Origin of the sequence: Embleya australiensis, from assembly GCF_051903075.1 — a bacterium.
Taxonomy (GTDB): domain Bacteria; phylum Actinomycetota; class Actinomycetes; order Streptomycetales; family Streptomycetaceae; genus Embleya.
Genome location: NZ_CP182422.1, coordinates 3,605,714 through 3,625,000, shown reverse-complemented (window position 1 = coordinate 3,625,000; position 19,287 = coordinate 3,605,714). Strand labels below are relative to the sequence as shown.

Annotated in this window: 18 protein-coding genes, 1 tRNA gene and 2 rRNA genes (1 of these 21 running past the window's edge); 8 read left to right on the top strand and 13 right to left on the bottom strand. The window is 68.3% G+C overall.

The genetic code is table 11. From position 1 onward, the window contains the following. The 3 genes from ACMXN5_RS15470 to ACMXN5_RS15460 all read left to right on the top strand — a co-directional run. A 23S ribosomal RNA gene (locus ACMXN5_RS15470) occupies positions 1–3,087 on the top strand (it extends 41 nt beyond the left edge of the window). Between the two features lie 126 nt (positions 3,088–3,213). Further along, positions 3,214–3,330, top strand: a 5S ribosomal RNA gene (gene rrf, locus ACMXN5_RS15465). 71 nt (positions 3,331–3,401) lie between these two features. Then, positions 3,402–3,584, top strand: a complete 183-nt coding sequence (locus ACMXN5_RS15460) for a hypothetical protein (RefSeq protein WP_379998717.1) — start codon at positions 3,402–3,404, stop codon at positions 3,582–3,584. Positions 3,585–3,729: 145 nt separating this feature from the next. Here ACMXN5_RS15460 and ACMXN5_RS15455 read toward each other — a convergent pair whose 3' ends face one another. Then, positions 3,730–5,544: a protein phosphatase 2C domain-containing protein gene (locus ACMXN5_RS15455; RefSeq protein WP_439675758.1), complete on the bottom strand. Its 1,815-nt coding sequence runs from the start codon at positions 5,542–5,544 to the stop codon at positions 3,730–3,732. 580 nt (positions 5,545–6,124) lie between these two features. On the opposite strand from ACMXN5_RS15455, the gene ACMXN5_RS15450 reads away from it, so the two are divergent. Then, a complete protein-coding gene (locus tag ACMXN5_RS15450; protein ID WP_439675757.1) occupies positions 6,125–7,285 on the top strand; it encodes a tyrosine-protein phosphatase in 1,161 nt (386 codons plus the stop codon). A 132-nt stretch (positions 7,286–7,417) separates the two neighbouring features. Here ACMXN5_RS15450 and ACMXN5_RS15445 read toward each other — a convergent pair whose 3' ends face one another. The 4 genes from ACMXN5_RS15445 to upp form a co-directional block, all read right to left on the bottom strand. Further along, positions 7,418–8,299: a SigB/SigF/SigG family RNA polymerase sigma factor gene (locus tag ACMXN5_RS15445; protein ID WP_078976446.1), complete on the bottom strand. Its 882-nt coding sequence runs from the start codon at positions 8,297–8,299 to the stop codon at positions 7,418–7,420. Between the two features lie 250 nt (positions 8,300–8,549). After that, the gene (locus tag ACMXN5_RS15440; RefSeq protein WP_439675756.1) at positions 8,550–9,104 is read right to left on the bottom strand and encodes a PH domain-containing protein; all 555 of its coding nucleotides are present in this window, start codon (positions 9,102–9,104) and stop codon (positions 8,550–8,552) included. A 4-nt stretch (positions 9,105–9,108) separates the two neighbouring features. After that, entirely contained in the window at positions 9,109–9,276 is a 168-nt protein-coding gene (locus tag ACMXN5_RS15435; RefSeq protein ID WP_170222223.1) for a hypothetical protein, read from the bottom strand. A gap of 338 nt (positions 9,277–9,614) precedes the next feature. After that, complete coding sequence (upp, locus tag ACMXN5_RS15430) at positions 9,615–10,256, bottom strand: uracil phosphoribosyltransferase (protein WP_379998726.1); 642 nt, start codon at positions 10,254–10,256, stop codon at positions 9,615–9,617. Between the two features lie 265 nt (positions 10,257–10,521). Here upp and ACMXN5_RS15425 point away from each other — a divergent pair, with 265 nt between their 5' ends. The 4 genes from ACMXN5_RS15425 to ACMXN5_RS15410 all read left to right on the top strand — a co-directional run bounded on the left by ACMXN5_RS15425 (position 10,522) and on the right by ACMXN5_RS15410 (position 11,936). Then, a complete protein-coding gene (locus ACMXN5_RS15425; RefSeq protein WP_078979378.1) occupies positions 10,522–10,710 on the top strand; it encodes a hypothetical protein in 189 nt (62 codons plus the stop codon). 83 nt (positions 10,711–10,793) lie between these two features. Further along, positions 10,794–11,303, top strand: coding sequence for a tRNA adenosine deaminase-associated protein (locus tag ACMXN5_RS15420; protein WP_380040310.1), 510 nt, complete (start codon positions 10,794–10,796; stop codon positions 11,301–11,303). A 5-nt stretch (positions 11,304–11,308) separates the two neighbouring features. Next, positions 11,309–11,839 carry a tRNA adenosine(34) deaminase TadA gene (gene tadA / locus ACMXN5_RS15415; RefSeq protein ID WP_439675755.1) on the top strand — a complete coding sequence of 177 codons (531 nt, stop codon included), beginning with the start codon at positions 11,309–11,311 and terminating at the stop codon, positions 11,837–11,839. A 10-nt stretch (positions 11,840–11,849) separates the two neighbouring features. Continuing rightward, a tRNA-Ser gene (locus tag ACMXN5_RS15410) sits at positions 11,850–11,936 on the top strand. A 77-nt stretch (positions 11,937–12,013) separates the two neighbouring features. On the opposite strand, the gene ACMXN5_RS15405 is transcribed toward ACMXN5_RS15410, so the two are convergent. The 8 genes from ACMXN5_RS15405 to ACMXN5_RS15370 form a co-directional block, all read right to left on the bottom strand. Then, positions 12,014–13,276 (bottom strand): tyrosine-type recombinase/integrase, encoded by a 1,263-nt coding sequence (locus ACMXN5_RS15405; protein WP_439675754.1) that lies wholly within the window; start codon positions 13,274–13,276, stop codon positions 12,014–12,016. Between the two features lie 11 nt (positions 13,277–13,287). Further along, the gene (locus tag ACMXN5_RS15400) at positions 13,288–13,503 is read right to left on the bottom strand and encodes a helix-turn-helix domain-containing protein (protein ID WP_439675753.1); all 216 of its coding nucleotides are present in this window, start codon (positions 13,501–13,503) and stop codon (positions 13,288–13,290) included. A 263-nt stretch (positions 13,504–13,766) separates the two neighbouring features. Beyond that, on the bottom strand, positions 13,767–14,957 hold the full coding sequence (locus ACMXN5_RS15395; protein ID WP_439675752.1) for a DUF3631 domain-containing protein: 1,191 nt from the start codon (positions 14,955–14,957) through the stop codon (positions 13,767–13,769). Beyond that, complete coding sequence (locus tag ACMXN5_RS15390; RefSeq protein ID WP_439675751.1) at positions 14,954–16,018, bottom strand: bifunctional DNA primase/polymerase; 1,065 nt, start codon at positions 16,016–16,018, stop codon at positions 14,954–14,956. Before ACMXN5_RS15390 ends, ACMXN5_RS15395 begins: the two co-directional genes overlap by 4 nt. An 85-nt stretch (positions 16,019–16,103) precedes the next feature. Then, on the bottom strand, positions 16,104–16,334 hold the full coding sequence (locus tag ACMXN5_RS15385) for a hypothetical protein (protein WP_439675750.1): 231 nt from the start codon (positions 16,332–16,334) through the stop codon (positions 16,104–16,106). A gap of 18 nt (positions 16,335–16,352) precedes the next feature. Then, on the bottom strand, positions 16,353–16,583 hold the full coding sequence (locus ACMXN5_RS15380) for a hypothetical protein (RefSeq protein ID WP_439675749.1): 231 nt from the start codon (positions 16,581–16,583) through the stop codon (positions 16,353–16,355). Between the two features lie 32 nt (positions 16,584–16,615). After that, a complete protein-coding gene (locus ACMXN5_RS15375) occupies positions 16,616–16,900 on the bottom strand; it encodes a hypothetical protein (protein WP_439675748.1) in 285 nt (94 codons plus the stop codon). A 141-nt stretch (positions 16,901–17,041) separates the two neighbouring features. Further along, complete coding sequence (locus tag ACMXN5_RS15370) at positions 17,042–19,279, bottom strand: cell division protein FtsK (RefSeq protein ID WP_439675747.1); 2,238 nt, start codon at positions 19,277–19,279, stop codon at positions 17,042–17,044. Positions 19,280–19,287 lie beyond the last annotated feature (8 nt).

Genomic DNA, 19,287 nt, shown 5'->3' with positions numbered 1-19,287 from the left:
GGAACCGATGAAGGACGTGGGAGGCCGCGATAGGCCCCGGGGAGCTGTCAACCGAGCTGTGATCCGGGGGTGTCCGAATGGGGAAACCCGGCAGTCGTCATGGGCTGTCACCCGCACCTGAATATATAGGGTGTGTGGAGGGAACGCGGGGAAGTGAAACATCTCAGTACCCGCAGGAAGAGAAAACAACCGTGATTCCGAGAGTAGTGGCGAGCGAAATCGGATGAGGCTAAACCGGTCACGTGTGATACCCGGCAGGGGTTGCGTGATCGGGGTCGTGGGAGTGTGCTTGATCGGCCTGCCGGCCGGTCGGCGAGTCAGAAACCGTATGTGTAGTCGAAGGACATGCGAAAGGTCCGGCGTAGAGGGTAAGACCCCCGTAGACGAAACATGTACGGCTTGCTTGCGCATTTCCCAAGTAGCACGGGGCCCGAGAAATCCCGTGTGAATCCGGCGGGACCACCCGCCAAGCCTAAATATTCCCTGGTGACCGATAGCGGACTAGTACCGTGAGGGAAAGGTGAAAAGTACCCCGGGAGGGGAGTGAAATAGTACCTGAAACCGTGTGCCTACAAGCCGTGGGAGCGTCGTCATCCGCGCTTGTCGTGTGGTGGCCGTGACTGCGTGCCTTTTGAAGAATGAGCCTGCGAGTTTGCGGTGTGTGGCGAGGTTAACCCGTGTGGGGTAGCCGTAGCGAAAGCGAGTCCGAACAGGGCGATTGAGTCGCGCGCCCAAGACCCGAAGCGGAGTGATCTAGCCATGGGCAGGGTGAAGCGCGGGTAAGACCGTGTGGAGGCCCGAACCCACCAGGGTTGAAAACCTGGGGGATGACCTGTGGTTAGGGGTGAAAGGCCAATCAAACTCCGTGATAGCTGGTTCTCCCCGAAATGCATTTAGGTGCAGCGTCGTGTGTTTCTTGCCGGAGGTAGAGCACTGGATTGTTGATGGGCCTCACCAGGTTACTGAGATAAGCCAAACTCCGAATGCCGGTAAGTGAGAGCGCGGCAGTGAGACTGCGGGGGATAAGCTCCGTGGTCGAGAGGGAAACAGCCCAGAGCACCGACTAAGGCCCCCAAGCGTGCGCTAAGTGGGAAAGGATGTGGAGTCGCAGAGACAACCAGGAGGTTGGCTTAGAAGCAGCCACCCTTGAAAGAGTGCGTAATAGCTCACTGGTCAAGTGATTCCGCGCCGATAATGTAGCGGGGCTCAAGCGCACCGCCGAAGTCGTGTCATTCGTATGTTAGCCAAGCCTTCGTGGTTCAGGTGTACGGATGGGTAGGGGAGCGTCGTGCAGCGAGTGAAGTCGCGGTGGAAACCAGTGGTGGACGCTGCACGAGTGAGAATGCAGGCATGAGTAGCGAATCACACGTGGGAAACGTGTGCGCCGGATGACCAAGGGTTCCTGGGGCAGGCTAATCCGCCCAGGGTAAGTCGGGACCTAAGGCGAGGCCGACAGGCGTAGTCGATGGACAACGGGTTGATATTCCCGTACCCGCTACGATGCGCCAGCGCTGAACCTCGTGATGTTAAGGCCGTGAAGCCGCCGGGATCCTTCGGGTGATCGGATGGGTGGAGCCGCCGAACCAATCGGGTAGTAGGTGAGCGATGGGGTGACGCAGGAAGGTAGTCCAGCCCGGGCGGTGGTAGTCCCGGGGTAAGGGTGTAGGGCGTCGTGTAGGCAAATCCGCACGACATATAGCCTGAGACCTGATGCCGACCCGATTGTGGGGAAGTGGATGATCCTATGCTGCCGAGAAAAGCCTCTAGCGAGTGTCGTGGCGGCCCGTACCCCAAACCGACTCAGGTGGTCAGGTAGAGAATACCAAGGCGTTCGGGTGAACTGTGGTTAAGGAACTCGGCAAAATGCCCCCGTAACTTCGGGAGAAGGGGGGCCATTGTTGGTGATCCCTCTTGCAGGGTGAGCTGGTGGTGGCCGCAGAGACCAGCGAGAAGCGACTGTTTACTAAAAACACAGGTCCGTGCGAAGTCGTAAGACGATGTATACGGACTGACGCCTGCCCGGTGCTGGAACGTTAAGGGGACCGGTTAGCTCTTCGGGGCGAGGCTGAGAACTTAAGCGCCAGTAAACGGCGGTGGTAACTATAACCATCCTAAGGTAGCGAAATTCCTTGTCGGGTAAGTTCCGACCTGCACGAATGGCGTAACGACTTCTCGACTGTCTCAACCACAGGCCCGGTGAAATTGCACTACGAGTAAAGATGCTCGTTTCGCGCAGCAGGACGGAAAGACCCCGGGACCTTTACTATAGTTTGATATTGGTGTTCGGTTCGGCTTGTGTAGGATAGGTGGGAGACTGTGAAGGGGACACGCCAGTGTTCGTGGAGTCGTCGTTGAAATACCACTCTGGTCGTGCTGGATGTCTAACCTGGGTCCGTGATCCGGATCAGGGACAGTGTCTGATGGGTAGTTTAACTGGGGCGGTTGCCTCCTAAAGGGTAACGGAGGCGCCCAAAGGTTCCCTCATCCTGGTTGGCAATCAGGTGTCGAGTGTAAGTGCACAAGGGAGCTTGACTGTGAGACCGACGGGTCGAGCAGGTGCGAAAGCAGGGACTAGTGATCCGGCGGTGGCTTGTGGAAGCGCCGTCGCTCAACGGATAAAAGGTACCCCGGGGATAACAGGCTGATCTTCCCCAAGAGTCCATATCGACGGGATGGTTTGGCACCTCGATGTCGGCTCGTCGCATCCTGGGGCTGGAGTAGGTCCCAAGGGTTGGGCTGTTCGCCCATTAAAGCGGTACGCGAGCTGGGTTTAGAACGTCGTGAGACAGTTCGGTCCCTATCCGCTGTGCGCGTAGGAGTCTTGAGAAGGGCTGTCCCTAGTACGAGAGGACCGGGACGGACGAACCTCTGGTGTGCCAGTTGTTCTGCCAAGGGCATGGCTGGTTGGCTACGTTCGGGAGGGATAACCGCTGAAAGCATCTAAGCGGGAAGCTTGCTTCGAGATGAGGACTCCCACCAGCTTCGGTTGGGTAAGGCCCCCGAGAGACGATCGGGTTGATAGGCCGGGTGTGGAAGCCCTGTGAGGGGTGGAGCTGACCGGTACTAATAGGCCGAGGACTTGTCCTCAGTTGCTACGCGTCCACTGTGTGGTTCCCGAACCGCAATCGGTTTCGGGGAACCTGTTTGATAATTGAATCACCGCATGTGATTTCTGGTTCACCGAACGACCCATGGTTGTGGGTTCGATGGTTTTCCGGTGGTCTTGGCGGAGAGGAAACGCCCGGTCTCATTCCGAACCCGGAAGCTAAGCTCTCCAGCGCCGATGGTACTGCACTCGAAGGGGTGTGGGAGAGTAGGACGCCGCCGGAATTTACGTGTGAAAGGCCCGTCCCGAAAGGGACGGGCCTTTTGCGTTTTCCGGGGTGCGGTATGGTCTGCGCATGCCTGACAACGAGATGGATCCTGCAGCCAGTACTCAGATGTTCCGGGCTTTCGTCGCCGAGGACCGCCCCGCGGCTCCCGGCGAACCGGCCCGGCGCGGCACCCCGCCGGTGCTACTGATCGCCGGAGTCGTGATCGCGATCATCGTGGTCGCGGCGGTCGTGCTCATTGCCGTCACCTGACCCACCCATCGGTCGATACCGACCGCCGTACCAACGGGCCGACATACCGCGGGCGGGACCCCATCCCTCCGGGTCCCGCCCGCGATATGCATTCCACGAATAGCCAGGTATCCGCTATCCGCGGTTCGCCGCTCGATTCCTCCGGTCAGGGTGACGGCCACAGCGCGACGACGCAGCCGTCCTCCTCGCGCAGCCGCAGGCCCTCGTCCACATCGCGCAGGTAGTCGAACAGGGACGGCGGGGTCCGCCAATCCTCGGCCAGGCGCGGAGCGAGACCGGCGGTCGGCTGGCCGAGTGCCTCGGCGAAGCCGCCGGTCATCATCACCAGTACGTCGGTGGGCCGCCACGTGGTTCGGCAGATGCGGAGCTGGTCGTCGCCGGCCTGGTCGGGAATCGCCGCCGGCGCGGCCTCCAGCGAGGTGTCCCGGATGCCCAGCGGCGCGCGCCAGCCGCCCTGGGCCAGGCGGAGCACGGTGCTGTCGCCGAGTACGGCCATGTCGACCCGGTCGTCCTCCAGCGGATCGGCGGCGGTGACCAATATCGCCAGCCGGGTGGCGGGTTCCGAGCGGCCCAGCTCGTGCGCGCGGTCGGCGGTGCCGGTCAGGCGGGAGCGCAGGTCCTCCTCGACCTCGGTCTGGACGCCGGCCCAGTCCCAGTTCTCGTGCCGCTCGCGCGCGACCATCCGCGCGACGGTGCGATAGGCGCTGCGGACCGCGATCTGGGCGGCGAGTTCGGAGGCGTGCGCGTTGTCGACGCCGTCGCAGATGATGGCGATCGTCCAGCGGGCGCTCGGGTCCGGGCCGACCGCGAAGCAGTTCTGTCTGGGCAGGCCCTGCTGCTGGTGCAGTTCGCCCCGGACACCGGCGGCGCGCACGTTCAACCGGCCCAGCCGGCCGCCGTCGACGACCATGCCGCCGCCGTCGGCGAGGGCGGGAGGTGGGAGCATGCGCAACATCCTTCGCGGGACCTCGTCGGCCGGGTTGTCCGCGGGCGCGGAGCGTTGGGGCGTGCGCTGGGCCGGGGGCGCCTTGAGGAACGTGGTGCCCGCCTCGCCGGCGTCGTCCGGGGCGGGTTCGCCGCCGACGTCACGCCGTCGTTCCGTCGGATCGTCGCCGAACCCGGGGCTCGCGTCGATCGACGCGTAGCCGTCCGACTCCACGGCCGGTGCGGGCCGGTGCTTGGGGATCGGCGGGTAGTTCGGACGGCGCTCGGCGGACGGGCTCGGGCCGGGGTCGAGCGGGTCGACCGGATCCATCGGATCGGCGGGCTCGATGTCGTCGTCGGGCTCCGGCCGCCACTGCTGCGGATCCTCGCGCCGTCCCGGGCGGGCGGCGCCGCGCGACGGCGGCAACACGCCCTGCGCGTCGCGGTGCAACCGATCGGGCGGCATCGTGTCGCCGGGGATGCTGTCCGACATCGGCGTGCCCGGAGGCGGCGACGAGCCGAGCATCACGTCCTCCCAGTGCGAGGAGCCGGTGCGCCGCCGATTGCGGCCCGACGCGGGCGGCGCCGGATCGTAGTCGGCGTCGTACTCCTGGCCCTGATCGCGCCCGTAGTCGTACACCCCGGCGTCGGCCTCGTACGGATCGCGGCGGCCGAAGCCGGGCCGGCGGTCGTACTGATCCGGCTCGTCCCCCTCGGCCGGCGCGCCGAACCCGAACCAGTTGGCCACCCGGCGGGCCCGTCCGGAGCGGCGCCCGCCCTGGTCCGGCGGCGCGGAGTCGGGGAAGCCCGGCGGTCCGGAGGGCGCCTCGACCTCGCGGTCGTACAGCGGATCCGGCCGACGGTCGTAGTCCGGGTCCGCCCGACGGTCGTAGTCGGGGTCGGGCCGACGATCCCAGTCGGGTTCGGGGCGTTCGCGATCGCCCGGACCGGAGCGCCGGGGACCCTGGGCTCGCGGGACGGGCCGGCCCGGCGAACCATCGCCGGGGGTGTGGCGCTTGCTGGTACCGTCCGGCACGGCTTCCTCCTTCGCGTCGGGCCGGCCGGCGAGCCGGTCCCTTCGGGTCGCCGGTGAGTGGACGTCCTCCCACCCGTGCGACCGGTATCAACAGGTATAGCGTGCACGGCCCGTGCCCGTGGGCGCACGCGCGCGCGTTGGTCCCCACTTTGCCCCGGGTCCGCCCGATGACCGGGCGGATGGCGGCGTTCTACCCGGAATCCCGTCGCTCGGTACCTATTTGACGGCGTATCAGGGAAACTCCCGAACCGGGTGCCGGCGTTCCCCGTCGAGGGGGCGGATGTGGCGACTGGGCGTCCTCGCCGGCGTGTTCGGTGCGTTTTGTGTCGAAGTGGCCTGCGAAAGTGGCGGATTCGGGTCGCGCGGGGGCGGTGTCGGATGATCGGTCCGCCCGGCGATCGGCGGATCCTGGCAACCGGCTCGTACGGTGACCCATCGCACCATCCCTCCATACGGCACCGTCTGGAGTCGGCGCCCGGTCGTCACTACAGTGTGTCCGTCGCTCGGCAGCGACGACCGGTTGTTTTCCCAGGTCGTTCCCGGGCGATCACGAACACTTCCTCCTCGGGAGCACAACCGCATGCGCATACGCACCATCCGCCTCGCGACCCTCGCCGTCACGGCGGCGCTCACGCTCGGCGGCACCGTCGCGGTCGCCTCGTCCCCGGCCTCGGCCGCCACGGGCAACGGCGACTCCGGGGTCTCGGCCCGCGCCGGTCTCGGCTCGGTCACCGGTGCCTCGGCCACGGTCGGCCCGGACGGCACGTACACGATCACCTGGACCGATCGTTGGCCCGGCCCGATGCGCGTGTACGCGTCCACCGACGCGGACCGCTTCACCCGGCTCGTCGGCACGACCAAGGGCACCTCGCTGACCGTGTCCGGCCTGGACCCGGCCAAGCGCTGGTACTTCGCCATCAGCCCGGCCGGCCCGAACGGCGCAGTGGTCACCGCCCCGCGCTCGCTCGGCCTGCAGGGCGCGCCCAACGCCCGGGACCTGGGCGGCTACCGCGCGGACTCGGGCCGGACCGTGAAGTACGGCCAGGCCTTCCGCGCCGACGCGCTCGGCAAGCTCACCGACGCCGACGTGGCCCGTCTGGGCGGTCTGGGCCTGGACGTGTCCGCCGACTTCCGTACCGACATCGAGATCACCGGCAACGGCGTCAACCGGCTGCCCGCGGGCACCCCGGTCGAGAACCTGCCGATCGCCGACGGCAACCTCACCGCCATCACCAACGCCGCGGTGGGCAGCCGGGATCCGATCCGGCAGAAGGAGCTGCTCGGCGACGGCAAGGCAGCCGCCGCGCTGGAGAACGTCTATCGGGGCTTCGTCGACGACCCGGCCCAGCGCGCGCAGTTCGCCACCGTGCTGCGCGACCTCGCGGACGGCAAAACGGTGATCTACAACTGCACGGCGGGCAAGGACCGCACCGGGTGGATGAGCGCGATCGTGCTCAAGGCGCTGGGTGTCGACGACGCCACCGTGCAGGCCGACTTCCTGGCCAGCAACGACAACCTGCGGGCGCGCAACGAGGCCACGAAGGCGGGCCTGAAGGCCGCCGGGTTGATGCAGGACCCGAGCCTGATGGACCCGCTGCTGTACGTGCAGAAGTCGTACCTGGACACGGCGTTCGCCGAGGTGCAGAGCAAGTTCGGCTCGTTCGACGCGTACCTGCGCAAGGGTTTGAACATCGACCCGATCACCGAACTGCGGCTTCGGGCCCGGCTGCTCACCTCCTGAGCCGCCGTCCCGATCCCGGCCGCCGGGTGCGAGCGGTCTCGGTCGGCCGCCCGGCGAGGCCCCTGATGATCCGTCAGGGGCCTTGCCGGACAGCGGCCGAGGCCGCACGCACTGCGGCCGGGCCGCGCCCGCTCAGGCGGACAGGTCGGCGCGCAGCCGCGCCAACGCGCGGGCGAGCAGGCGCGAGACGTGCATCTGGGAGATGCCCAGGCGCTCGCCGATCTGAGACTGCGTCATGTTGCCGAAGAAGCGCAGCATGATGATCTGCCGGTCGCGGGGGCTCATCCGGGCCAGCAGCGGCCGCAGCGCCTCGCGATACTCGACCCCGTCGAGCGCCTCGTCCTCCTGGCCGAGACGGGCGATCAGCGCGTTGTCGCGATCGTCGTCGAGGTCGTGTGCGTCCAGCGACGCGGGCGAGTAGGCGTTGGCCGCCTCCATGCCCTCGAGGATCTCCTCGACCGTCAGGTTCAGGTGCTTGGCGAGTTCGACCACGGTCGGTGCCCGGTCGTACTTGTGGTTGAACTGCTCGGTGGCCTCGGCGAGCGCGAGCCGCAACTCCTGGAGCCGGCGGGGCACCCGCACGCTCCACGAGGTGTCCCGGAAGAACCGCTTGATCTCGCCGATGATCGTCGGCACGGCGTAGGTCGGGAACTCGACGCCGCGATGCGGGTCGAAGCGGTCGATCGCCTTGATCAGCCCGATCGTGCCCACCTGGAGCACGTCCTCGTACTGGTCGGTGCGGCTGCGGAAGCGGTTCGCGGCGAAGCGCACCAGGGGCAGGTTCAGCTCGACCAGGGTGCTGCGCACATAGGCGTGCTCGGCCGATCCCTCGACGACGTCGGTGAGGCGGAGCAGGAGGGTTCGGGACAGCGTGCGCGTGTCCTGGGGGGTGTCGGTGCCGGAACCCCGGAGCGCGCGAGCGCGGGGTATGCCGGTACGGGGAAGGCGCGCGGGCGCGGCGCGGTCGGCGGTCGAGCCGGCTGTGCCCTCGTGGGAAGCATCTCGCAGCAGCACTGGAGAGCCCACCTCCTCGTCGGTCCTGGAGCGGAACCTGTCCGCTGCCGGCCATGGTGGAACGGCAGCCCGTCGTTCGGTACCCCCTTACCGGCGCGGGTCACCGCCCCAAACCCCTTGCGACATCCCCGATTTGTCAGGTGATGCGGGTGTATCTAGCGGCATGTCGACAGTACGAAAGCCGCGAATCACCGCAAAGAAAATTCGAGGTTTTACCAGCCGTTTCGCATTACTCGTCGGTCTTTGACGATCAGTCGACATTCGGGCCGAACAGCTGATCGCATACCTTCAGGTAGACGGCGTCGGGTCGAGGGACGAACTCGACCTCCCTGAGCGGTTGATCCTGCCCCGCGGACTCCATCACGAACGTCCCGTGTCCGAGCAATCTGCCGCCCGGGCTGCGTCGGTAGCTCATGTCGGTCACCTGGGTCAGCGGCAGCATGTTGACCCGCCGCCCGATCAGCCCGGTGGCCAGGATGATGCGCTTGTCGGTGACGATGAAGTAGTCGTTGCGCCAGGTCAGTATGTGACCGGAGCACCACAGCAGCAGGCCCGTGCCGACGGGCCATACGCCGTACTTCACGATCAGGTTCGCCGACGTGAAGTACCACAGCAGCAGCGCCAGAAAGGCGATCCCGAACCCGGTGACCGCCAGCGGGCCGATGATGATCGCCCAGTGCCGGCGTACGGCTATCGCGCAGGTCTCGCTGGGCAGCAGGTAGCGGCGTATCGCGTGGGTCTCGGTGGTGGAGGCGTCGACCGGTGCCGGCTCCGGCCCCGACGCCGCGCTCGCCGCTCGGCGCACGACCTCAGCCCGTGAGCCTGCTGATCTGGTCACCGCACCACTTGGCGGCGGAGGACATCGCCTGGAACCACTGCGCGACCAGGTCGGAGGCCTTTTCGGGCGTGGCGATGATCGTGTAGATGACAAAGACGATCAGGAGCAGCGTCAGGATCCGTTTGGTCTGCCCCGCCATATCCCCGCCTCCCCTATGAGGTGTCGGGGAGAAACAATAGGGGAGAGGGAGCGGCCGCGGGGGGACCGGCCACTCTCTCTCCCCTGTGGGACCCCCGCCGGAGCAAAGGTGGGTCGTACCTTCGCAGCATCGGCAAACAGTCCCGGGGTGCCTGCGGGGCTCCTGCCCAGCCCCGGGCACATCTCCAGCATGCGCCGAGGCGTGGCCGTGCGCATCCGGCGTTCGTCCTGTCGGGGCAGGGCCTTGGTCCCACGCGGGACACGGGCCACGGGATCGGCCCCGAACGGTCGTACGCGGTGCGTGGGTCGGGCCGGGGTCCGCTCGGGTCGCGGCCCGGGTCAGCCCGCGGTGCCGTACAGCCGGTCGCCGGCGTCGCCGAGGCCCGGGACGATGTAGCCGTGCTCGTTGAGCCGCTCGTCGATCGAGGCGGTGACCACGGTGACGTTGGCCTCGGTGTCCGCGAACGCCTCCTGCATCACCTTGACCCCCTCGGGAGCGGCGAGCAGGCAGATCGCGGTCACGTCCAGCGCGCCGCGCTCCAAAAGCAGCTTGGTCGCCGCGATGAGGGTGCCGCCGGTGGCGAGCATCGGGTCGAGCACGTACGCCTGCCGGCCGCCGAGGTCGTCGGGCATGCGGGTGGCGTAGGTCGACGGCTCCAGGGTGTCCTCGTTGCGGATCATGCCGAGGAAGCCGACCTCGGCCGTCGGCAGCAGGCGCACCATGCCGTCCAGCATGCCCAGCCCGGCGCGCAGGATCGGCACCACCAGCGGCCGGGGGTAGGAGAGCTTGACGCCCGTGGTCTCGCTGACCGGGGTGCTGATCGCGACCGGGTCGACGCGCACCCCCCGGGTCGCCTCGTAGGCGAGCAGCGTGACGAGTTCGTCGGCGAGCCTCCGGAAGGTGGGCGAGTCGGTGCGCCGGTCGCGCAGCGTGGAGAGTTTGTGGGCCACCAGAGGATGGTCGACGACGTGAATCCGCATGGAGCGACAGTAGCCCGCCGGCCCCTCCCGTGACCCTGCGGGGTTGTCGGTTTCGGGGTGTGTTCGGTGGCATTCGTCGGCCGTGCGCGGGTCCGGCGGGCGGTCCGGGCCGGGCGGTTATGGGAATCCCGGGTAAATTGGAGGGATTGAACCGGTTTGTGAACGCACATTCGGCCCGGTCCGGCGGTGCGATGACTGAGCCGGCGTGTCCCGGGAACTACTGCCACGTCGGTTTCGGTGGATTTTCGAGTCCAGGGGCGTGGTGATGGAGAGTCGGGAACCTCGAACGACGGCGGCCGAGCGCCGCGAGGCGGAGGCCGCTCGCCGTCGCCGGCGCACCCTCTTCCTGCGTGAACTCGCCGAGGCGCGCGAGTTGCGGGCCCGCATTCAACCGCGGCGCGCGCGCAACGAGCGGCTGCGTCAGATGATGCGGATGCGTACGTTCCGTTACTGAAAACGATCCGCGTGCGATCGTCGCGGCGACCTTGTTCGTCAACGTGCGCCAATTCCCGTCGTGGTGGTCCGGTATCTGCCACGATGCGAGAGACAACGCCGAAGCGAACGATCTTGGAGAGTCCCGTGGCGTACTTCGCCGCAGTGCTCGTACGTACAGACGAGCAGTGGGAGGCCCGTGAAGCCGACCTCGACGATGTCGAGGACTCGGCCGGGATGACCGCCCTGGCACGGTCGGCGGCGGTGGACGACGAACCGGTACTGCTGTTCGTCGAGCAGGAGGACACCTGGTTTGCGGTCGTCCGGGTGGACGGTGAGGAGGACCCGCGCATCTACGTCTCCGACGTGGCCGCGGTCTCCCGCAGCGCCTACGCGGACGCGTTGCTGACGGCCGATGTGCTCGACGGCCTGGAGGAGGACGACGAGGCCGTGCTGCCGACCGGTCCGGCCGGCGACGAGACCGTCCTGGTGGACCTGGGGGTGTCGGCCCAACTGCTGGCCGACCTCGCGGGCGAGGCGGGGCTGCCCGCGGACGCCATCGCGGTGATAGCGGAACGGCTGGGCTGCGCGGACGAGTTGGAGACGGTCCGCTGAGCACGATGCCCCCACCGGTGCCCGAGCCCCGATTCGATCCCGCGCTGCGACGGTACGAGCCGGCCATGCGGCTGGCCCTGGCCGAGGCGGCGCTCGCGGTGGACACGGGAGACGTGCCGGTGGGGTGCGTGGTGCTCGGCCCGGACGGCGCGGTGCTCGGCCGCGGCCGCAACGAACGCGAGGCGCACGGCGACCCGACGGCGCACGCCGAGATCGTGGCGCTGCGCGAGGCCGCCAAGGCCGTCGGGGAGTGGCGCCTGTCCGGCTGCACGCTGGTGGTCACCCTGGAGCCGTGCACGATGTGCGCGGGCGCGATCGTCCTGGCCCGGGTCGACCGTGTGGTCTTCGGCGCCTGGGACCCCAAGGCCGGCGCCGCCGGCTCCCTGTGGGACGTACTCCGCGACCGCGGCCTCAACCACCGCCCGGAGGTCGTCGCCGGCGTCGCGGCGGCGGAGTGCACCACGATCCTGCGCGACTTCTTCACCCTCAACCGCACCGACGAATCCGGTTACGAACCACACCCCGGCATCCGGTAAGCTCTCTCTCGGTAGCGTGTCCGAGTGGCCTAAGGAGCACGCCTCGAAAGCGTGTGATGGTGCAAGCTATCCGTGGGTTCAAATCCCACCGCTACCGCTCTTGAGCAGGACAGACAGAGGACCACCTACTTTCGAAAGTAGGTGGTCCTCTGCGTTGTGGTCTCAGTTTCGGTCTCAGTTGGCCTTTTCGGGCCCCTCGCCGCTGTCGCTAGACGGTGCCCAGAGCAGACCGTCCACCTGCCGGGCCGCGTCCTTGAGGATCGGCTCGATCGCGTGCTGATACCTGCGGAGCATCGCCTCGCTCGACCAGCCCATGATCGCCATCACCACGCGACCGGGTACCCGCAGAAGCAACAGAACAGTTGCCGCTGTGTGTCGTGCGTCGTGCAGGCGACCGTCCCTCACACCGGCCGTCGTCAGCAGCCGCTTCCAGTGGGAGTAGTCGGTGCGCGGGTTGGTGGGCTGCCCAACCTCGGTCGCGAACACCCAACCGCCGTCGTGCCAGAGCTGCGCGGCCTTGTCCCGCTCGCGCTCCTGCTCCTCCTTGTGCTGCTTCAGGATGGCGAGCAGCGCATCCGGGATCGCGATCACGCGCCTACCCGCCCGCGACTTCGTGCCCTTCGTCTCGGGCCGAATCGGGACGCGCTCCGGGCAGTAGCCGGCATGCTTCCGCCCGCAGGGCTCCGCGTCTCCACAGCCGTGCCGGTACTTCGGGCGGAGTCGGTTCCGGCGCACCCGCATCAGGCCGTTGTCGAGGTCGACGTGTGCCCATTGCAGGCCGAGCGCTTCGCCTTGGCGCAGGCCCAGAGCGAGCGCGATGGCCCACCGCGCGCCGTTGCGTTGCTGCTTGGCGATGTGGAGGATGCGGCCGATCTCTTCGACGGAGTACGGCTCAACCTCGGTGTCTTCGTCGTCGTTGAGCCGTGGCGCGTTTGCCAGAGAGGCGGGGTTGCGCGCGAGATGCCCGCGCCGCACGGCGACGTTGAGCGCAGTCCGGATGGTTCGGTGGGCCTGGTGCGCGGTCGCGGGCGCGCTGCCGTTCTTCTCCATCTTGGCGTAGAAGCGCTCGAGGTGTTCCGGGGTGAGCTTGTCGAGCCGGTGCGCACCAAGCCCCGGGATCAGGTGGTGGTAGACCGCGACCCGGTACCCGGCGATCGTGTTCACTCCTACCGACGGCGCCGAGATGTGCTCGACCCAGTGCGTCAGCCAGAGCTTTACGGTCCACGGCTTCCCGGGCTTGGGCACGTTGCCCGCGTCCCGCAGGTTTTCCAGCTTGCGCACCTTGTCGATGACGACACCTTGCGTCTGCCCGCGCACGTGCCGGCGGTCGGGCGACCCGTCGTCCTTCGTGCCCACGGTCACGCGACCGTGCCACGTACCTTCCTTGTCCTGGTAGATGGTCGAAGCGCCGTTCGGGCGCCGCTTCTTGGCAGTCATGTGTCCCCCGGTCAGGCTGCGGCCGAGTGGCCGGCCTGGTTCATGAGGTCGTGGACGTAGGCGGTCAGCGCTTCGAGGGGCACGCGTCGCGAGCGGCCGATGGTCACGGACTTGAGTTCGCCGGTACCGATGAGCCGGTACACCGTCGTGCGGCCGAGCTTCAGGAAGAGAGCAGCCTCTTCGACGGTGAAAACGAAGTTCTGGGGTGGGGCAGCGTGGGTGGACATGGCAGCTCCAGAGCCAAGCGGCGAGTGGGATTGGTGAGGCATGGCCGGCACGGAAAGTCCGCGCTCCGGCCCTGTCCTCAGAAGTGCGCTACTTCCGCTACCTCCGCTACCGCGCAGGTCAGAGCCCTGTTTTCGGTAGCGGATGAGGTAGCGGTAGCGGATGCGTCCGCTACCGGCGCCCGTCGGGGCGGTAGCGGGTGGCGAGGCGGTAGCGGATGGGTAGCGGACGAATCCGGCCCCATCCGCTACCTCGTTTCCGCTGGTCAGGTGCGGTTCTGCGAGTTGGGTAGCGGAGGTAGCGGACTTTCGAGGGGTGGGGGGCAGTAGCGCGTCCACGCGTCGTGGAGGTCGGCCGCGTAGTAGCCCTTGACCACCGCTCCCGAAGCCGTCTTGATGTTCCGGGCGACGATCGGGGAGTTGTCGGCCGTGACGTAGTCGCGCAGCCACCGGGCCAGACCACGGGAGTCCAACGGCTTGCCGTTGAGGTCGCCCCAGGGAGCATCATCCTTCGCGGTGAGCCCGGCGAGGATGGCGACGGTGGGCACCCGGTCCGCGCCGTTGAAGACGTGGTCGCGCAGGTCGGTCAACAGCCGAATCCCGAGTGAGCCCTTGTCGTTGGCCTTGGATGCTGCGACCAGTTCGACGCATGCCTTGCGGGCGCGTTCGGGCCAGTGCCCGCCGACGGCATCGGCGACCGCGAGCAGGGGTTCCCACACGTCGGCGGGCCGGTCGGTCACCCCGTCCGGCAGCGTGGGCCACGCTCCGGCGATCTGTTCGCGCACGGTGTCCGCCCACTTGGCGAGCCGATCACGCAGGGCGTTGCCCTCGGGGGTGTGGATACGGGCGCGGAATGGGGTGACGTGCTCGTTGGGTGCCCGGCGGCGCATGCGCACGATGACCGAGCGGGTCAGGATCGTGTCCGGCAGCGAGCCGAGCCCGGCGACGGCGACGGCGCAATACGAGGGGAACGCGACCACGGTCTGATTCGACCCGTCGCCCACGCACCGGTAGGTGACGCCGGACCGTCGGTGTCCTGCGTTGATCCAGCCGCGCAGTTCCTCGTTGTCCCCGGCCTTGGGACCGAACACGGTGTCGATCTCATCGAACAGGATGGTCGGCTTGCTCTCCCCGGCGGACACAGCACGAAAGAGCGCTGCGGCGGACGCGTTCACAGCGGGCATCGGGCTGGGCACGAGCGTTTCCACGATTTCCAACGCACGGGTTTTTCCGCTGCCAGGCTCGGGAGAGAGGAACGCGATGCGCGGCGTGGAGTCGAAGCACTCCAGCAGATGTGCGTGCGCGTCCCACAACGCCACGGCGACGAACGCCGCTTCAACCGGAAACACGTTGAACCGCCGGTGGAACGCCTCGACTTCGTCCAGCAACGCCGCGCCTTCCCCTCCCGGTTCGGGGGCGGACGGGATGCTCTTAAGGGTGGGGGTCTGGATGCTCATGCGGCCCTCGTGACGTTGTGGGCGATCGACCAGTTCAGTGCGCTGGTGATGGCCGGGACGCTCTCTCGCTCGGTCAGGCCGGCCCCCGATGCTCCCGCCTTAAGAGCGTCTTCGACCACACCGCGCGGCAGGTCGCCGGACGCCACGAACCGGCCCAGCGCCCGCGCGGCCCGAACGAGAGTCGCGTTACGCATGCCTTCCGGGGCACCGGCGACGTTCGCGGTCTCGTTGTGCAGCGCGGCGGCGGCGTAACCGGACCCGTGGTGGGCGAGCGGGATCGCCACCGGGCCGCGCCCGATCGGTGCGGGCCGCAGACGTTCGAGCAACCACGCCGGGAGCGGCACCGGTGGGACGTCGTTGACGACGCGGTACGAGGCGGCGCCGGTGACGCTGCCGGGAGCGACGACGTAGCCGCCGTGCGCGCGGGTGTCGATCTTCCACCCGAGCTTGCCGGTGCTGTTGCGCAGTTCGATTCCGTCGGGCGCGAGGAAGTACAGGTGTTGGCCGCCGCTCGCGGTGGCGACGGTGAACGTGCCACCGGGGTAGGGCTGTTCGGCCTGGGCAGCGAGCAGGTAGAGCACGTCGAACCCGTCGGCGACTTCCTGCTCGGCCCATTCGGCGGGCGGGGCGTCGGTGTCGGACTTGGGCTTGTCGAGGTCGACCACGACCAGCCCGGACGGACCGGTGGCGATGCCGACGTTGTACCGGCCGTGGTCCCAGCATCGTGCGATGCGGTCCGGGTCGGTGGTCGCCCGGTGCTCCCAGTCGCGCACCACGGGCGGCTTCTTGCTGCCGGGCGTGATGGGGAAAACGCTCCAACCGCGCCCGGCGAGCATGAGCGCGGTGGCCTTCAACGGGTTGTCGGCGGGCGCGGACGACCGTGCTTCCTGCCGGGCCGGTCCGGTGGGGGAGGCGGGTGCGTGGGTGGGGCAGAAGTAGCCGTGCATGTAGCGGCGCACTCCCTCGGTGGCCGGGCACGGGTCGGCCGACCAGCGCGAGCAAACCGCAGCGGGCTTGGTCGGCGGGTTCGGGAGGGGGCGGTTCGAGTGGGCATGGGCCATGCTGGGTGTCTCCTGCTTCCTGCTTGGGGTGTGGGAGCCCGGGGCGACCGGCGACTTGGCGGTAGACGGTCGCCCCGGGGCGGGGCTAGAACGGCGGTTCGTTGCTGTACTCGGTGCGCGGACGGCGCCCGTACGGGATGCGGATGCGCGGCCCGTCGTTGCACGGGCAGGCGACCATGTCGGGGTCTTCCGGATGGGTGGCGCTGCCTTCCCACCAGCCGCCTTCGCCGAAGCAGAGGTCACACTTCGGGTCGGCGCCGCGTTCGATGTGGACGGTGCGGTGGGCGCGGTAGATGAACCAGCGGCGGATGCGCACGCGGTGTGTGGTCTCCGTTCAGCCGATGGCGGATGCGAACGCGTCGACGGCGCCCGCGACGAACGTTCCGGTGGAGTTGCTGAGCGAGGCGGCGAACGCGGTCCCGGAGAGGTTGACTCCGGCGACGAACAGGCAGAACCCGGCGAGCTTCGGGGCCTTGTTGTTGGCGAGCAGGCCGAAGGCGGCGAGCAGGAGAATCAGGGGCAGGCCGATGGTGACGGTGGATCCACCGGCGGCGAGGGTGGTCATGTCGGTCTCCTGACGGGTGGTCGGAGCGCGGTTCAGCGGGTGCCGTCGGCGTGGATCCGGCGGGCGTGGTTGTGGATGCGGCGACCGATCCGCAGCCGGGCGCCGGTGCCCTTGCAGCGGCGGCACGGCTTGCGGATGCTGCGGCGCTTGGGCCTGCTCGGCGTGCCGTTCGCGGCCCGGCGCTTGTCCCGCCAAGAGATGTGGTTGCCGGTTCCGTCGCAGCGTCGGCACGGGCCGAACGGCGAGACGAGGCACAACAGGCTGTAACCGAGAGCGTAGGCGGCGACGGCCGCCGCGACGAGCATCGTGAGGGTCACGAGGTGCCTCCCAGAGGGGTTTTTGCTGGTTCCGGGCATGGCGGTGCTAGGGACTAGTGCTCTGGTCAGTGCGGGAATGGGTCGCTAGCGGGGTCGCTAGGTCTAGCAGGCGCCCCCGCTAGACCTAGCGACGAATCCGACTCAGTCCCCGGCGCGCTTCTCGTCACGCTTGGTGACAGCGGCGGCGATGTCGTCGCGGGTGATGCCGCGCCGGTTCGCGCCCTTCCCGCCGTCGATCGGGGTGCCCCAGACCTGCCCCGTCGCGATGCCGAACGGCTTGAGCGCGGTGGTCAGTTGTGCGGGCTTGGCCTTGCTGTCGAGCGTGGCCCACGGCCCGTAGACCTCCGGCCGCAACTCGGCGAGCCGGTCGACCACCAGTTCGTTCCACACCTTTACCTCACCCGGCTCGACCACGGCCAGCACGTCGGCGAGCAGGTCGTGAGCCGGTGTGCGATCGATCTCGGTGTTCTCTCCGGCGGCGTGTCCGGCGAGCGTTCCGGCGGCGATCCGCGCGGCGCGGGCGCGGGTGCAGATTGCTTCGGCCCCGGGGTTGTCGACGTAGAACGAGCGGCCGATCTGTGCTTCGGGACCGGCGCCCACCAGGTAGCCGATGCCTCGGTCCCTGAGCGTGAACGTCGACGCGCGCAGCCCGTTCTTGTAGGACGACGTGCCGAGGATCATGTCGTTCTCGGTCTGGCCCATGACCTTGAGGCAGAACCGGATGCCGACGTTCGCGCTGATCGCGGTGGGCAACGAGTCCTTGTCGGGGCGTTGGGTGGCCAGCAGGAGGATGATGCCCAGCGCCCGCCCGCGCTTGATGATCGCGGTGAGCTTGGTGTCGGCTTCCTTGCCGAACTTCTCGTGCGTGAACAGCTCTTGGCACTCGTCCACCGCGAGCACGAGCGGGTGCAGCCGCAGGCTCTTCCTGGCGGCGAGTTCCGGGGTGACCTTGTTCTCCGGGCACACATCGCGCGGCAGGCCGGAGATCACCTTTGCCCGGCGCTCAAGCTCGGTGTGGACGTAGCGGATCGAGTCCATCGTCCCGGCGATCGTGTCGTCGTCCGCGCCGGAGCCGTACGCGTGGGCGACCTGTTCGAGCGGCGACAGGTCGCCGGTGCCCTTGAGTTCCCACACGTGCAGCTCGGCGGTGGTGTCGAGTGCGGCGGCGAGCAGGGCGATGCGCAGGGCGAACGTCTTGCCCATGCCGGGCATCGCGCCGATCAGCATGTTCGCGTACATCAGGCTCATCAACACGACGCGCCCGCGCTGGTCCGTGGCGTACGGGATCGGGTCGAACAGCGACACCGAACCCGATGTCGCGAGTGGCCACACGGCGGGCGGAGCCTGCGACATGTCCTGATCCCCGACCCACAACACCAGCCGTCCGGCGTGCTGGTCGTATGCCGGTTCCGGCCACACGCAGCCCATCGGGCGGCGCAGGCCGGACGCGAGCCGGTCGCGTCGCTCGATGATGTCGACGGCCGTCACGCCGTACGGCAGGTCGATGTCAGCCCGCCACCCGGGCCCGTCGCGGGTGATCGGGGCGACGAACGCGCGCGGTCCCCAACCCTTGGCCACGGCCTTGTTGATCTCGGCGATCCCCAGCGCGCCGAGCGCCCGCAGCACCATGCCGCTCGACAGCTTCTCGGCCTGCGGCTTGACCACCGCAGGACCGATCACCGGCCGATCCTCCGGCGCACCCGCCCACCCCAACCCGGCCACCACACCGAGCAGGGTGACTACCAGCGCCCACGTCGGTCCGGCGAGCAGCAGCGCGGTGAGCAGGACACCGGCGGCGAGGACAGCCGCGGCGAGGATGGTCCCGCGCAGCCTCACCTTTCCGTCGCGGTGCTTGGCGAGCTTCAGGTACTCGGCCGCGTCCGCCTTGCGGACCGCTTCGGCGCGGACCGGGCGCCCGTCGGCGTCGGACACCCACCGCAACGCGCCACCCACCAGACGCGCGGCACCGAGCGGGGAACGCAGCGCGAGCGTCCCGGCGTAGACGGGGGTGCGCACCGCGTGGAACGCGAACACGTGCTTGTAATGGTCGAGCACCCACGCGCTCTGCTCGCCCAGCGCCTCACGCGAGCGCAGCCATACAGGGAGTACGTCCCGGCGCTGTTCGCCCCGAACGGATTCGCTCCACGTGGGGCGGCCCCGGCCGGGCGGGTCGACCGGTACCCGATCCTCGGTGTCCTCGTCCTGCTCGGCCCAGGTGTCGGTGTCGTCGTCCCGGTTGTGGTCGATCTCGGCGTCGGGGTCGGGGTCGACGGTGGTCTCGCGGGGGAAGGGGATCACCTCGCCGCCGGGCGGGGTGTCGTCGTCACGGGTCGATTCGTCGTCCTCGATGTCGGGACGGTCGAAGGTGTCGTGCGTCATGCTGAACC

Coding starts and splice junctions, on each gene's coding strand:
- ACMXN5_RS15460 (WP_379998717.1), top strand. CDS start 3,402: ATGCCTGACAACGAGATGGATCCTGCAGCCAGTACTCAGATGTTCCGG.
- ACMXN5_RS15450 (WP_439675757.1), top strand. CDS start 6,125: ATGCGCATACGCACCATCCGCCTCGCGACCCTCGCCGTCACGGCGGCG.
- ACMXN5_RS15435 (WP_170222223.1), bottom strand. CDS start 9,276: ATGGCGGGGCAGACCAAACGGATCCTGACGCTGCTCCTGATCGTCTTT.
- upp (WP_379998726.1), bottom strand. CDS start 10,256: ATGCGGATTCACGTCGTCGACCATCCTCTGGTGGCCCACAAACTCTCC.
- ACMXN5_RS15425 (WP_078979378.1), top strand. CDS start 10,522: ATGGAGAGTCGGGAACCTCGAACGACGGCGGCCGAGCGCCGCGAGGCG.
- ACMXN5_RS15420 (WP_380040310.1), top strand. CDS start 10,794: ATGCGAGAGACAACGCCGAAGCGAACGATCTTGGAGAGTCCCGTGGCG.
- tadA (WP_439675755.1), top strand. CDS start 11,309: ATGCCCCCACCGGTGCCCGAGCCCCGATTCGATCCCGCGCTGCGACGG.
- ACMXN5_RS15405 (WP_439675754.1), bottom strand. CDS start 13,276: ATGACTGCCAAGAAGCGGCGCCCGAACGGCGCTTCGACCATCTACCAG.
- ACMXN5_RS15400 (WP_439675753.1), bottom strand. CDS start 13,503: ATGTCCACCCACGCTGCCCCACCCCAGAACTTCGTTTTCACCGTCGAA.
- ACMXN5_RS15395 (WP_439675752.1), bottom strand. CDS start 14,957: ATGAGCATCCAGACCCCCACCCTTAAGAGCATCCCGTCCGCCCCCGAA.
- ACMXN5_RS15390 (WP_439675751.1), bottom strand. CDS start 16,018: ATGGCCCATGCCCACTCGAACCGCCCCCTCCCGAACCCGCCGACCAAG.
- ACMXN5_RS15380 (WP_439675749.1), bottom strand. CDS start 16,583: ATGACCACCCTCGCCGCCGGTGGATCCACCGTCACCATCGGCCTGCCC.
- ACMXN5_RS15370 (WP_439675747.1), bottom strand. CDS start 19,279: ATGACGCACGACACCTTCGACCGTCCCGACATCGAGGACGACGAATCG.